Source organism: Bradyrhizobium sp. NDS-1 (assembly GCF_032918005.1).
Lineage (GTDB): Bacteria > Pseudomonadota > Alphaproteobacteria > Rhizobiales > Xanthobacteraceae > Bradyrhizobium > Bradyrhizobium tunisiense.
The window spans coordinates 5,298,030-5,311,738 of sequence record NZ_CP136628.1; the positions used below are offsets into that span (position 1 = coordinate 5,298,030).

General features: G+C 65.2%; 13 protein-coding genes. 8 read left to right on the top strand and 5 right to left on the bottom strand.

What is annotated here, in order from left to right; genetic code table 11:
• Window positions 1–19: 19 nt before the first annotated feature.
• The 8 genes from RX330_RS24860 to RX330_RS24895 all read left to right on the top strand — a co-directional run bounded on the left by RX330_RS24860 (window position 20) and on the right by RX330_RS24895 (window position 8,096).
• Window positions 20–922: an NAD(P)-dependent oxidoreductase gene (locus RX330_RS24860; RefSeq protein WP_317240204.1), complete on the top strand. Its 903-nt coding sequence runs from the start codon at window positions 20–22 to the stop codon at window positions 920–922.
• Window positions 923–937: 15 nt separating this feature from the next.
• Window positions 938–1,822, top strand: coding sequence for an intradiol ring-cleavage dioxygenase (locus tag RX330_RS24865; RefSeq protein WP_212092474.1), 885 nt, complete (start codon window positions 938–940; stop codon window positions 1,820–1,822).
• 53 nt (window positions 1,823–1,875) lie between these two features.
• Window positions 1,876–3,270 (top strand): FAD-linked oxidase C-terminal domain-containing protein, encoded by a 1,395-nt coding sequence (locus tag RX330_RS24870; protein WP_317240205.1) that lies wholly within the window; start codon window positions 1,876–1,878, stop codon window positions 3,268–3,270.
• A 10-nt stretch (window positions 3,271–3,280) separates the two neighbouring features.
• Complete coding sequence (locus RX330_RS24875) at window positions 3,281–4,804, top strand: sugar ABC transporter ATP-binding protein (protein WP_317240206.1); 1,524 nt, start codon at window positions 3,281–3,283, stop codon at window positions 4,802–4,804.
• Window positions 4,797–5,747 carry an ABC transporter permease gene (locus tag RX330_RS24880; protein ID WP_317240207.1) on the top strand — a complete coding sequence of 317 codons (951 nt, stop codon included), beginning with the start codon at window positions 4,797–4,799 and terminating at the stop codon, window positions 5,745–5,747. Before RX330_RS24875 ends, RX330_RS24880 begins: the two co-directional genes overlap by 8 nt.
• Complete coding sequence (locus tag RX330_RS24885; RefSeq protein ID WP_212092470.1) at window positions 5,744–6,721, top strand: ABC transporter permease; 978 nt, start codon at window positions 5,744–5,746, stop codon at window positions 6,719–6,721. The genes RX330_RS24880 and RX330_RS24885 overlap by 4 nt, the downstream gene beginning before the upstream one ends.
• A gap of 42 nt (window positions 6,722–6,763) precedes the next feature.
• Window positions 6,764–7,738: a sugar ABC transporter substrate-binding protein gene (locus RX330_RS24890; protein ID WP_317240208.1), complete on the top strand. Its 975-nt coding sequence runs from the start codon at window positions 6,764–6,766 to the stop codon at window positions 7,736–7,738.
• A gap of 70 nt (window positions 7,739–7,808) precedes the next feature.
• On the top strand, window positions 7,809–8,096 hold the full coding sequence (locus RX330_RS24895; protein WP_028142479.1) for a YciI family protein: 288 nt from the start codon (window positions 7,809–7,811) through the stop codon (window positions 8,094–8,096).
• Between the two features lie 91 nt (window positions 8,097–8,187).
• On the opposite strand, the gene RX330_RS24900 is transcribed toward RX330_RS24895, so the two are convergent.
• From RX330_RS24900 to RX330_RS24920, 5 genes are read right to left on the bottom strand one after another with little or no spacing between them, the layout of a single operon-like run.
• Window positions 8,188–9,180, bottom strand: a complete 993-nt coding sequence (locus RX330_RS24900) for an ABC transporter ATP-binding protein (RefSeq protein WP_317240210.1) — start codon at window positions 9,178–9,180, stop codon at window positions 8,188–8,190.
• Entirely contained in the window at window positions 9,177–10,166 is a 990-nt protein-coding gene (locus tag RX330_RS24905) for an ABC transporter ATP-binding protein (protein WP_317240211.1), read from the bottom strand. Before RX330_RS24905 ends, RX330_RS24900 begins: the two co-directional genes overlap by 4 nt.
• Window positions 10,167–10,197: 31 nt before the next feature.
• The gene (locus RX330_RS24910; RefSeq protein ID WP_317240212.1) at window positions 10,198–11,121 is read right to left on the bottom strand and encodes an ABC transporter permease; all 924 of its coding nucleotides are present in this window, start codon (window positions 11,119–11,121) and stop codon (window positions 10,198–10,200) included.
• Window positions 11,118–12,059 carry an ABC transporter permease gene (locus RX330_RS24915; protein ID WP_212092465.1) on the bottom strand — a complete coding sequence of 314 codons (942 nt, stop codon included), beginning with the start codon at window positions 12,057–12,059 and terminating at the stop codon, window positions 11,118–11,120. The genes RX330_RS24910 and RX330_RS24915 overlap by 4 nt, the downstream gene beginning before the upstream one ends.
• 17 nt (window positions 12,060–12,076) lie before the next feature.
• A complete protein-coding gene (locus RX330_RS24920) occupies window positions 12,077–13,678 on the bottom strand; it encodes an ABC transporter substrate-binding protein (RefSeq protein ID WP_317240213.1) in 1,602 nt (533 codons plus the stop codon).
• Between the last annotated feature and the right edge of the window lie 31 nt (window positions 13,679–13,709).

The following is a 13,709-nucleotide window of genomic DNA, read 5'->3' on the forward strand; positions in this document are numbered from 1 at the left end:
CGCCAACGGACGACAACAAATGACAGATGCTTCGAAAAACATCGCTTTCATCGGAATCGGCAAGATGGGCCTGCCGATGTCGATGCTCGTTGCCAAGGCCGGCTACACCGTCACCGCCTTCGATCGGAGCATGGCGCGGCTCGGCGAAGCCCGCGCGCAGGGCATTTCGATAGCGGCATCGCCGGCCGAGGCCGTGAGCGGCAAGGCCGCTGTCGTCACGTCGCTGCCCGATGACGCGGCGTTACGCGGCGCGCTGCTCGGCCCGGCCGGCCTCATCGCGGCGATGTCGCCCGGAGCTGTTCTGGTCGAGACCAGCACCGTGAGCGTCGACGCGTCCAACGAGGTCGCGACCGCCGCGCAGGCGCGCGGCATCGCCTATCTGCGTGCGCCGGTCTCCGGCAATGCCAGCATCGTTCACACCGGCGGGCTGTCCTGCTTCGTCTCGGGACCGAAGGACGCCTTCGAGAACGCGATGCCGCTGCTCGCTGCTTTCACCCGCGCGCAGACCTATCTCGGGCCAGCCGAGGAAGCGCGCTACGCCAAACTCTCGGTCAATCTGATGATTGCCGTGTCGGCGGCGATGATGGCCGAGAGCCTGGCACTGGCGCGCAAGGGCGGCATCGCCTGGCAGGACATCTTGAAGGTGCTCGATGACAGCGCCGTCGCTTCGCCGATGGTGAAGTACAAGACCGCGCCGCTGCGCAGCCGGGATTTCGAGTCCACCTTCTCCTGCAAGCAGATGGCCAAGGATCTCGACCTCATTCTCGGCGCCGGTCACGCCGTCGGCGTACCGCTTCAGCTCGCCGCGCAAGTGCGCGAGACCTACGGCGCGCTGGTCGCGCAAGGCGACGGCGAGGCGGACTTCATCGCGACCGTCAAGCACCTCGAACGACTGTCCGGCCTCGGCGAGCCGAAACTCTGATCGACGGAGATACGCATGCGCAATTTCAACGAGACCACGATTACCGACGCGGTGCTGGAGCGGATCGCGGGCGCAACCGATCCGCGCATCAAAGAGGTTAGCGAGGCGCTGGTTCGTCACCTGCACGCCTTCGTCCGCGAAGTGCGGCCGACCCAGAAGGAGTGGGAATACGGCATCGATTTCCTGACCCGGACGGGACACATGTGCGACGACAAGCGCCAGGAGTTCATCCTGCTGTCGGATACGCTCGGCGTCTCCATGCTGGTCGATGCTATCAACCATCCGGTGCCGGAGGGCGCAACCGAGACCACGGTGCTCGGGCCGTTCTTCGTTCAGGCCGCGCCGGAGAAGGACAGCGGCGCTGACATCTCCGGCCCGATGGAAGGTGATCCGATGCTGGTCACCGGCTCGGTCTCGGCCGTGGACGGAAAGCCGCTGGCGGGGGCCATCGTCGACGTCTGGCATTCCGACGACGACGGCTATTACGACGTGCAGCAGCTCGACGCCATCGGCGATCTCGCGATGCGCGCGCGCTTCCACACCGATGCCAGCGGCAGATTCCATTTCTGGTCGATCAAGCCCGCCGCCTATCCCATTCCGCACGACGGCCCGGTCGGCGACATGCTGGAGGCGCAGGGGCGCCATCCCTGGCGTCCCGCTCATGTGCATTTCATGATCTCGGCGCCCGGTTACGAGCAGCTCGTGACGCACGTGTTCGTTGCCGGCGACCAGTATCTCGACAGCGACGTGGTGTTCGGCGTCAAGGACAGCCTGATCCGGGAGTTTGTCCGTCAGCCCGCCGGCCGTGCGCCGGATGGTCGCATGGTGGACACCGAGTATTTTCATCTCAACTACGATTTCGGCCTGAAGCAGGTCGCGAGCGAGGCGAGAGCCGCTTAAGCTGGACGACGGACCAACAAGAATCCGGCAACAGGGAGCAGACGGAGCTGAGGATGGGACCGCGGGTCAGCACGGCAGCATTGGCCGATCGCCTCACAGGCATGATCGGTTCGCGCGCGAGCGTTGCGCGGGGCGTGCTCGATCAGCACGGGCAGAGCGAGTCGCATTATCGCAATTTGCCGCCCGACATCGTCGTCTTTCCTGACACCACGCAGGAGGTCGCCGAGATCGTCAAGCTGTGCGCCGGCGCGGGCGTGCCGATCGTGCCATTCGGCGCCGGCACTTCGCTCGAAGGCAATGCGGCGGCGATCGCCGGCGGCGTCTGCTTCGACCTTGCGCGCATGAACAAGATGCTGGCCGTGCACGATAGCGACATGGATGTCGTCGTGCAGCCCGGCATCACGCGCAAGCAGCTCAATGCCGAGCTGCGCAACACCGGCCTGTTCTTCCCGATCGACCCCGGCGCCGACGCCTCGATCGGCGGCATGACGTCCACGCGCGCCTCCGGCACCATGGCGGTTCGCTACGGCACCATGAAGGACAACGTCATGGCACTCGAGGTCGTCCTGGCCGACGGCCGTATCATCCGCACTGCCAAGCGCGCGCGAAAATCAGCCGCCGGTTATGACCTGACGCGCATGTTCGTCGGCGCGGAGGGCACGCTCGGAATCATCACCGAGATCACGCTGAAGGTCCACCCGGTGCCGCAGGCGATCTCGGCCGCCGTCTGCAGCTTCGACACGCTTCGCGACGCCGTCGATACCGCGATCTCCGTGATCCAATCCGCGATCCCCGTCGCGCGCATCGAGCTGCTCGATGACGTCATGATGCGCGGCATCAATGCCTACGCCAAGCTCGGCTATCGCGAGGCCCCTACCCTGTTCTTCGAATTCCACGGCTCCGAAAGCTCCGTCGCGGAACAGGCCGAGGCTGCGCAGGCGATCGCGGCCGACCATGGCGGCCATGGCTTTGCCTGGGCCAAGGCGCAGGAAGACCGCAGCCGGCTCTGGCACGCCCGCGACAACACGCTCTATGCCGGCCTCGGCCTGCGGCCCGGCGCACGCGCCGTGATCACCGATGTCTGCGTGCCGATCTCGCGGCTGGCCGAATGCCTGACCGAGACGCGGCGCGATGCGGACGAGCACGGTTTCACCGCGCCGATCGTCGGCCATGTCGGCGACGGCAATTTCCACATGCTGATCCTGATCGACCCGGCAAGACCGGAGGAGACCGAAGGCGCCAAGGCGCTGCAGGCCCGCATGGTCGCCCGCGCCATCGCCATGGACGGCACCTGCACCGGCGAGCATGGCATCGGACTCGGCAAGATCGACTATCTCACCGACGAGCTCGGCGAGGCCGTCGATGTGATGCGCTCCATCAAGACCGCGCTCGATCCGAATGGTTTGATGAACCCCGGAAAGATCTTTGCAGGCGGAGCCAAGACATGAGCGACAAGGCATGAACGACGCGCTCCCCATCGAGGTCACCTCACCGACGCCGCTGCTGGAGCTGCGCGGCATCAGCAAGGAATTTCCCGGCGTCAAGGCGCTGGACGACGTGTCCTTTGCCGTCTACCCCGGCGAGGTCCACATGCTTCTCGGCGAAAACGGCGCCGGCAAATCGAGCCTGATGAAGGTGCTGTGCGGCGCCTACAGCGCCGATGCCGGCGAGTTCTACTACCAAGGCGAGAAGGTCGCGATCTCATCGACCGCGGACGCGCAGAAGCTCGGCATCGCCGTGATCTTCCAGGAATTCTCGCTGGTCCCCTATCTCGACATCGCCCAGAACATCTTCCTCGGCCGCGAGCCCGGCGGACGCATCCCCGGCACCATCGACCGCCGCAAGATCCTCGCCGATGCGAAGCGCGTGCTCGGCACCATCGGCTTCGACATCGATCCTTCCACGACCGTCGACAAACTCGGCGTGGCACAGCAGCAGATGGTCGAGATCGCGAAGGCGATCAGCCAGAACGCGCGCATCCTCGTCATGGACGAGCCGACCGCCGCGTTGTCCGATCGCGAAACCGAGCTGCTGTTCGAACTGATCGCGCGGTTGAAGGCCGACGGCGTTTCCATCGTCTACATCTCCCACCGCATGGCCGAGGTGTTCGCGATCGGCGATCGCATCACCGTGCTTCGCGACGGCCGCCGCATCGACGGTGTCCGGCCCGCCGATGTCACGCCGGACCAGCTCGTGCGCATGATGGTCGGCCGCAACGTCGACATGACCTACCCGCGCAGTTTTGCCGACAAGCCGGGAGAACTGCTGCTCGAGGTCAAGGGCCTGACCACCTCGACCGGCATCTCCGATATCAACATCGAGGTGCGGCGGGGCGAGATCGTCGGCCTGTGCGGCCTGGTCGGCTCCGGCCGCAGCGAAGTCGCGCGCGCCATCTTCGGCGCCGATCCCGTGACATCGGGCGAGATCATCTTCGACGGCAAGAGCATATCCGGCGAGCCGGATCTCGCCGCGCGCCGCGGCATCGCGCTGATCCCGGAGAGCCGCAAGAGCGAGGGCCTCGCGCTGCTGCGCTCGGTGAGCGACAACCTCGTGGTGTCGGCGCTGCGAAAGCTGTTTCCGAGCGGCCTGTTCGACCAGCGCAGCGCACAGCGCACCGCCGACGGCCTGATCCGGCAGCTGCGCATCGCAACGCCGAGTGCGCGCCAGACCGTCGGCCTGCTCTCGGGCGGCAACCAGCAGAAGGTCGTGATCGGCAAGTGGCTGGCGGCCGGCTCGAAGCTCTTCATCTTCGACGAGCCGACCCGCGGCATCGACATCGGCGCCAAATCGGAGATCTTTGCCCTGATCGACCGCCTTGTCGCGGAGGGCGCGGCCGCGCTGATGATCTCGTCCGAGCAGATCGAGATCTGCCACGTCTGCGACCGCGCCTATGTGATGCGCGAAGGGCGCATCGCCGGGCACCTGACCCGCAACGAACTGACCGAGGAGAACATCGTGCGACTGGGGATGCATCATGCGTGAAGCCGTGGTCGTATCACAGCCTAATCCGCTGCAGCGCATTCCCGGCGTTGCCATGGTGCTGGTGCTGCTGATCGCGCTGTTCAGCGTGATCGCACCCGGCTTCCTGTCCGTCGCCAACCTCTCCAATGTGCTGGTGCAGTCGACCATTCTGACCATGCTCGCGTTGCCGATGACGCTGATCATCATGACGGAGGGACTTGACCTGTCGATGGGTGCGGTGCTGACGCTGACCTCGCTGTGCGTCGCAATCGTGTCGCTCGCAACCAATTCGATGCTGCTGGGCCTGGGTGCCGGCCTGCTGGTCGGTACGGCGTTCGGCATCGCCAACGGCTGGCTGGTCGCAATTCTCGGCATTCCGCCTTTCGTCGCAACGCTGGGCACGCTCGGCATGGCGCAGGGTCTGTCACTGATCGTCAGCGACGGCCAGAGCGTTGTCGGCATTCCCCACAGCGTGCGCGACATCTACTCGGCGACGCTTCTCGGCGTGCCCGTCCCGATCGTGATGGCGCTGGTAACGTACGCCGCGTTCCACGGCCTGCTCTACCACACCCGTTTCGGCACCTACATTTTCGCACTCGGCGGCAACCGCGAGGCGCTGCGCTATGCCGGTCTGTCGCCGAACAAGCTGCTGATCGCGGTCTATGCGATCGGTGGCGCCATGGCCGGCATCGCCGGCCTGTTGATGACGGCGCGGATGAACTCCGGCCACCCCACCGCCGGCCTCGGCCTCGAGTTCGATGCCATCGCGGCCGTCGCCGTCGGTGGCACCTCGTTCGAGCGCGGCAATGGCTGGCTGCTCGGCACCCTGCTCGGCGTCCTCTCGGTTGGCGTGCTGCGCAACGGGTTGAACCTGATCTCACTGCCGTCCTCGGTGCAGGTCGCAAGCGTCGGCGTCCTCGTCATCCTCGCTCTGTTCCTCGACGGCCTCAGGAGCCGGGCATGACCGACATCAGCAAGGACACAATCACGCCGCCACACTCCCTCCTCTCGCAAGACGCCATCCAGGTGTTCTATCGCCTGCTGGCGGCACTGCTGATCTGCGCGGTGCTTGCCGTGCTCAGCGACTCTTTCCTGAGCCTTGGCAACATCCTCAACGTGCTCAGGCAGGCGAGCCTGACCTTCTTCATCGCTTCCGGCCTGACGCTGGTGGTGCTGACCGCCGGCCTCGATCTCTCGGTCGGCGCCAATGTCGCGCTGTCCGCCTGCATCGCCGGCACGGTGATCCACAAGACCGGCTCGCCGGCGCTCGGCATCCTCACCGGGCTTGCCTGCGGCGGCATCGTCGGCCTGCTCAACGGCATCATGGTCACCGCGCTGCGCATCCCCTCCTTCATCGCCACCTACGGCATGCTGTGGGTGCTGAACGGTCTCACCTATTGGTACATGGCAGGTGAAACCCTGCACGGCTTCCCCGCGGGCTTCCGCCAGATCGGCAGCGGGTATCTGTTCGGCCTGCCCATCCCGGTCTATCTGCTGCTGGTGTTCCTCGGCATCGGGACATTCTTCGCGCAGCGCACAGTCTGGGGACAGGAGATCTATGCGATCGGCGCCAATCCGGTCGCCGCCCGCCTCTCCGGCATCCCTGTCGCGCGCCGCCTGCTGCTGGTCTATGCGGTCTCGGGCACCATGGCGGGACTGGCCTCGATCATCTTCCTGTCGCGGCTCAATTCGGCCGAGGCCGATATCGGCGAGAGCCTGACCTTGCCGGCGATCGCCGCCGTGCTGATCGGCGGCACCTCGCTCTTCGGCGGCGTCGGCACGGTGTTCGGCACCTTCATCGGCGCGCTGATCCTGACTTTGGTGCTGAACGGCATGAACCTGCTGTCGGTCAGCGCCAACTGGCAGCCGCTGGTGACAGGCATCATCGTCATTCTCGCGGTCTGGCTCGACATGAAGACCCGCCGCCGCGCGCAATGAGTTTCTGAACTACCAACAAGCAAAACGAGGGATGGAGGCAACATGAAACGTAAACTGGGTTACCTGACGCTGCCGCTGCTGATGGCCGCGGCATTCACCACGCAAGCGCGCGCCGACGGCGAGACCATCGCGGTCTTCACCAAGAACCAGACCAATCCGTTCTTCCAGACGGTGCGGGTCGGTGCCGACAACATGGCGAAGGTACTGAACGCCAAGACGCTGCAATACATCCCGACCAAGCCGGACTCGATCCCCGAGCAGCTCAGCCAGATCGAGGACGTCGTGGTGAAGAAGCCGAGCGCGATCGTGTTCACGCCGGTCGACTACAAGGCGATGGTGCCCGGCGTCGAGAAGATCAACGAGGCCAAGATCCCGGTCGTCAACATCACCGACCGTTCGGCGGGCGGCAAGTTTCTGTCCTTCGTCGGCGCCGACGATTACAGCCTTGGCCTCGAGACCGCGCGCTTCCTGCTCAAGGCGCTCGGTGGCAAGGGCAACATCGTCATCATCGAGGGCGTCAAGGGCTCGCTGACCAATGTCGACCGCGTCCGCGGCTTCAACGATGCGCTGAAGGAGGCGCCTGGCGTCAAGCTGCTCGCCTCGCAGCCCGGCAACTACCAGCGGCTGCAGGCGCTCCAGGTCATGGAAAACCTGATGCAGTCGAATTCGCAGATCGACGGCGTGCTGGCTGCCAACGACGCCATGGCGGTCGGCGCGATCGAGGCGCTCGACGGTGCGAACCGGAAGGCGCAGGTTATCGGCATCAACGGCACCAAGGAAGCCATCGACGCGATCAAGTCCGGCAAGCTGCTCGCGAGCGGCGACTACAACGGCTTTGCTCAAGGCTGTCTCGGCACCATGATGGCGATCCGCTCCTTGCGCAACCAGCCTGTCATCAACGAGATCGTGCTGAAGCCGACCGTGATCACCAAGGACAATTACCAGCCGTTCGACGTGCCGCTGGAGCAGCGGACCTGCCCGACCTTCGAAGACGCGAGCAAGCTCAGCGCCAAGTAAATCCACCCATCACGCCCGGACGGCCGCCTCGGCGGCCGTCCCAAGAACCGAGCCAAGACACGGAGACACCATGCTGTTCGCCATTCACGCCGTCGACCGCGCCGGCGCGCTGCCGACCCGGCTCGCCAATTACGATGCCCACAAGGCCTTCCTGAGTGACACTTCGCGCTTCGGCGTCAAGATCGTGATGTCGGGGCCGCTCGTCTCCGACGATGGTCAAACGATGATCGGCAGCCTGTTCCTGATCGAGGCGCCCGGCCGCGGCGAGGTCGAGGCCTTCAACCGCGCCGATCCCTTTGCCGCCGCCGGCATCTGGGAAAAAGTGACGATCACGGGCTTCCTGCGCCGGCAGGGTTGAGGCCGGCCCCATCAAAACTGCGAAAACAACCCCATGCACAGTAGAATGGGGCTTGTTTTCATTGACGAATTTCTGACGCGGATCTCACCCTTCAGCCGCTCATCGCCGCAGCGCCGTCCTCGAGATGACAGGCCACCCACTGCTCGTCTCCGGCCGCGCGGAGCACCGGCTCTTCGACCCGGCAGCGATCGAACACGAGCGGACAGCGGGTATGGAAGCGGCAGCCCTTTGGCGGATTGATCGGGCTCGGAACGTCGCCCTTGAGGATGATGGGATTGCGCTCGGCACCGGGCTCGGGCAGCGGCACCGCGGAGAGCAGCGCCCTGGTGTAGGGATGTTTCGGTGCGGCAAATATCTCGCGGCGCGGGGCGACCTCGACGATCTTGCCGAGATACATCACGGCGACGCGGTGGGTCATGTGCTCGACGATCGCAAGATCGTGGCTGATAAACAGCAGCGCGAGGCCGAACTCGCGCTGGAGATCCTGCAGCAGATTGACGATCTGCGCCTTGACCGAGACGTCGAGCGCCGAAACCGCCTCGTCGCAGACGATCAGCTCGGGCTCGGCCGCGAGCGCCCGCGCAATGCCAATGCGCTGGCGTTGGCCGCCGGAGAATTCGTGCGGCCTGCGGTTCAGCGCCTCGCGCGGCAGACGCACGGTGTCCATCAGTGAGGTGACGCGCAGCTCGAGATCTTCCGCCGATTTGGCGAGGCCGAAATTGCGGATCGGCTCGGCCAGGATGTCGCGCACGCGCATGCGCGGATTGAGGCTCGAGAACGGATCCTGGAACACCACCTGCACACGGCGGCGCATCTGCCGCATCGTGCCTGGTGCGGCGTCGTCGATGCGCTGGCCATCGAGGATCACCTGGCCTGCGGTGATGTCGAACAGTCGCAGAATGGCGCGGCCGACCGTCGACTTGCCGCAGCCGGACTCGCCGACCAGCGACAGCGTCTCGCCGCGTGCGATCTCGAAGGAGACGCCGTCGACCGCATAGACCCATTCGGACTTGCGCTGGAAGAGGCCCTTCTTGACCGGAAAGTGTTTCTTGAGGTCGTTGACCTGGAGCAACGGAATACTCATGCCGCGACGGCCCCCTTGGCCGCATAATGGCAGGCGGCGATGTGACGAGGTCCCTTCTCTTCGAGCCCCGGCGCATATTGCCGGCACAGATCGGTCGCAAGCGCGCAGCGGCCCGCGAAGACGCAGCCGGTGATGGGCTTTCGCAGGTCAGGCACCTGCCCGGGAATCTCGGCAAGCCGTCGTGCCGTGCCTGTTAGCGACGAGCCGAGCCGCGGCACCGCGCCGAGCAAGCCTTGCGTATAGGGGTGCCGCGGCGAGCGGAACAGCTCGGCCACAGGGGCTTCCTCGACCTTGCGGCCGGCATACATCACCATGACACGTTCGGCGATCTCGGCGACGACGCCGAGATCGTGGGTGATGAGAATGATCGCAGCGCCGACCCGGCTCTTCAGGTCCAGCATCAGCTTGAGGATCTGCGCCTGGATGGTCACATCGAGCGCGGTGGTCGGCTCGTCGGCGATCAGAAGCTTGGGATTGCAGGCGAGCGCGATCGCGATCATGACGCGCTGGCGCATGCCGCCGGAGAGCTGATGCGGATATTCGCGCACGCGGCGCTTGGGCTCGGGAATGCCGACCAGCGTCAGCATCTCGATCGCGTGCGCCTCGGCGGCCTGCTTGTCGAGACCCTGATGGATCATCAAGGTCTCGCGGATCTGACGGCCGACGGTGAGCACCGGGTTCAGGCTCGTCATCGGCTCCTGGAAGATCATCGAGATGTCGTTGCCGCGGATGGCGCGCATCTCGCGATCAGACAGTTGCAGCAGATCCCTGCCCGCAAAGCGGATGGTCCCTGCGATCCTGCCCGGCGGCTCCGGGATCAATCGCATCAGCGACATCGAGGTCACGGACTTGCCGCAGCCGGACTCGCCGACGATGGCGAGCGTCTCGCCCTCGTTGACATGGAAGGACACGCCGTCGACCGCGCGGTTGATGCCGCCGGGGGTGCGGAAATGGGTCTGGAGGTTTTCGACTTCGAGCAAAGCCATCGCGATCAGCCTCGGCGCATCAGAGGCGACATCACAGACTCTTCGCCATGCGCGGATCGAGCGCATCGCGAAGGCCGTCGCCAAGCAAATTCACGGCGAGAACCGTGACGGAGAGGAAGGCCGCCGGGAAGAATACGATGTAGGGCTTGACCTGCCACAGCGCGCGGCCCTCGGCCATGATGTTGCCCCAGGACGGAATGGTCGGCGGCGTCCCGGCGCCGATGAACGACAGGATCGCCTCGGTGATCATGGCGCTGGCACAGATGTAGGTCGCCTGCACCAGCATCGGTGCCACCGTGTTGGGCAGGATATGCCGGAGAATGATCATCGGCGTGCGCGTGCCGCAGGCGACGGCTGCGTCCACGTAGGGCTGCTCACGCAGCGACAGCACCACGCTGCGGACGAGGCGCGAGACGCGCGGAATCTCGGCGACGGTGATGGCGAGGATGACGTTGCCGACGCTGCCGCGCGTCAGCGCCATCAGCGCGATCGCGAGCAGGATCGGCGGGATCGACATCAAACCATCCATGAAGCGCATCAGAATGCCGTCGGCCCAGCGGATGAAGCCGGAGACCATGCCGATGGCGAGACCGGCGGCGGACGCGAAGATGGCGACTGACAGGCCGACCGTGAGCGAGACGCGGGCGCCATAGAGCACGCGCGAATAGATGTCGCGGCCGAGCACGTCGGTGCCGAACCAGAAATCGGCCGACGGTGCGCGGGTGCGTTTTGCCGGCGCGAGCGCGGTCGGATCGACCGTCCCGAGATAGGGCGCGAAGATCGCGATCAGGACCAGCGTCAGCAGCAGCGCGCCGCCGATCGCAACGGTGGGGTGGCCGCGCAACAACCCGATCAAGCCTCGCCGGATCGCGACCGGCCGGAGGATCTCGGGCAATTGCGGGGCAAGGACGAGGCCGGCCGGGAGCGATTGCGGATTGACGGTCGTATCGGTCAATAGCGGATCCTCGGGTCAACGAGCGTGTAGATGACGTCGATCATCAGATTGACGAGGACGTAGACGAAGCTGAACAGCAGCACGATGCCCTGGATGACGGGATAGTCCCGGCGCAGGATGGCATCGATCGTGAGCCGGCCGAGGCCGGGGATTGCGAACACGCTTTCGGTGACCACCGCGCCGCCGATCAGGAGCGCGATGCCGATGCCGATCACGGTCACGATCGGCACCGCCGCGTTCTTCAGCGCGTGAATGAACAGGATGCCGCCCTGCCCGAGGCCCTTGGCCTTGGCCGTGCGGATATAGTCCTGTTGCAACACTTCGAGCATGGCGGCACGGGTGATGCGCGCGACCAGCGCGATATAGACGCAGCCGAGCGCGATCGCCGGCAGGATCAGGTTCTCCAGCCACGGCCAGAAACCTTGCGTGAGCGGCGTATAGCCCTGCACCGGCAGCCATTCCAGCTCGAGCGCGAAGACGTAGGCGAGCATGTAGCCGACCACGAAGACCGGCAGCGAGAAGCCGAACACGGCAAAGCCCATGATGACGCGGTCGATCAGGCTGCCGGCCTTCCACGCCGCCACCACGCCGAGCGGCACCGCCACCACGATGGTGAGCAGCAGCGTGACGATCATCAGCGACAGCGTCGGCCCCAAGCGCTGTCCGATCATCGCCGACACCGGCAGGTTGGTGAAGATCGAGGTGCCGAGATCGCCGTGCAGGATGCGCCAGACCCAGCTTCCAAACTGGATCAGGAAGGGTCGGTCGAGGCCGAGACTCTGGCGGATGCGCTCCACATCCTCCGGGCTTGCCTGATCGCCCGCGATCACCACGGCCGGATCACCCGGCGCGATGTAGAGCAGGCTGAACACGAACAGCGCGACGATTGCCATGACCGGCAAGGTCGCGACGATGCGACGGAGGATGTAAGAGAGCATCTGGCCTCAGCGCGCGATCATGCGGACTTCGACACGCCCCAGAAGAACGGCAGCGGCCCCTTGGTGATGCCGGAGACGTTCTTGCGCCAGGCCGTGTAGGTCAGGAAGAAGCCGGTCGGCGCGTAGACGACATCCTCGATCGCCGCCTTGTTGACCCGTCCGATCGCCGCCTTCTCCTCGTCGACACTCTTGGCGTCGAACCAGCCAGCGATCTCCTTCTCGGTGTTCGGGCTGTTCGGCCAGCCGAACCAGGCCTTGTCGCCGTTGGCGCGGATGGCCGTGTAGGCGGCGGGCGTGATGCAATCGGCGCCGGCATGCCAGCTGTGGAACATGTTCCAGCCGCCCTGTCCCGGCGGTGTCTTTGCGGCGCGACGGGAGCCGACCGTGCCCCAATCGGTCGCGACGAAGTCGACATTCATGCCCAGCTTCTTCAGGAGGTCCGCGGTGACGTCGCCTTGCGCCTTCGTGATCGGCTGATCCTGCGCGACCAGACACGTCACCGGCTGGCCGGAATAGCCGCTCTCGGCCAGAAGCTTCTTGGCGGCATCGAGGTCGCGCTTGCCCTTCAGGATATCGCCGCCCATCTCGTTGTAAACAGGCGTGTCCGGCGTGAAGAAGCCGGGCAACGACTTCCACAATGCGTTGTCGTCGCCGACGATGGCGCGCATGTAGTCTTCCTGGCTGAGCGCCATCAGCACCGCACGCCGCGCCCGCACGTCGTTGAACGGCGCGAACAGATGGTTCATGCGGAACGAGCCGATATTGCCGAGGGGATCGCCGATGTCGACGCTGATGTTCTTGTTCTTCTTCAGCACGGGCACGAGATCGGCGATGGGGTTCTCCCACCAGTCGACCTCGCCGTTCTGCAATGCGGCCGCGGCGGTGGCCGGATCCGGCATCACGATCCATTCGATACGATCGACCATGATCTGCTTGCCGCCGGCCAGCCACGACGCCTTCTCCTGCCGCGGCACGTAATCGGTGAACTTCTCGAACACCGACTTGGCGCCGGGGACCCATTCGCTCTTGGCGAACTTCATCGGGCCCGAGCCGATATATTCGGTGATCTGCTTGAAGGGATCGGTCTTGGCGATGCGCTCGGGCATGATGAAGGAGCATGGCGCGTTGTTCTTGGCGAGCGCATAGAGCATTTTCGGGAAGGGCTGCTTCAAGACCCATTTGAAGGTGCGGTCGTCGACGGCGGTCAATTCCTGCTGGATCGCGACGATCATCAGCCCCATCGGATCGCGTGCAGCCCAGCGCGACAGGCTCGCAACGACGTCCTTGGCCAGCACCGGCTCGCCGTCGTGGAACTTGAGGCCCGAGCGCAGCTTGAAGGTCCAGATCTTGCCGTCGTCGGAGGTCTCCTCGGATTCGACCATTTGCCGCTGCGGCTGCAGTTGCGCATCGATGCCGTAAAGCGTGTCCCACACCATCGCCGCGGCATTGCGCACGACATATTGCGTGCCCCAGATCGGATCGAAATTGGCGAGATTGGCCTGCGGCACGAAGCGGAGCGTGCGAGCTGAGGCGCCTTGCGCGATGGCCGGGGCCGAGAGTCCAGTCAATGCCAGACCGCCCGCGCCCGCCAGTCCCTTCAATACGGTCCTGCGATCCATGAAGTCCTCCCAGTAATGCCAGTGATCCGGC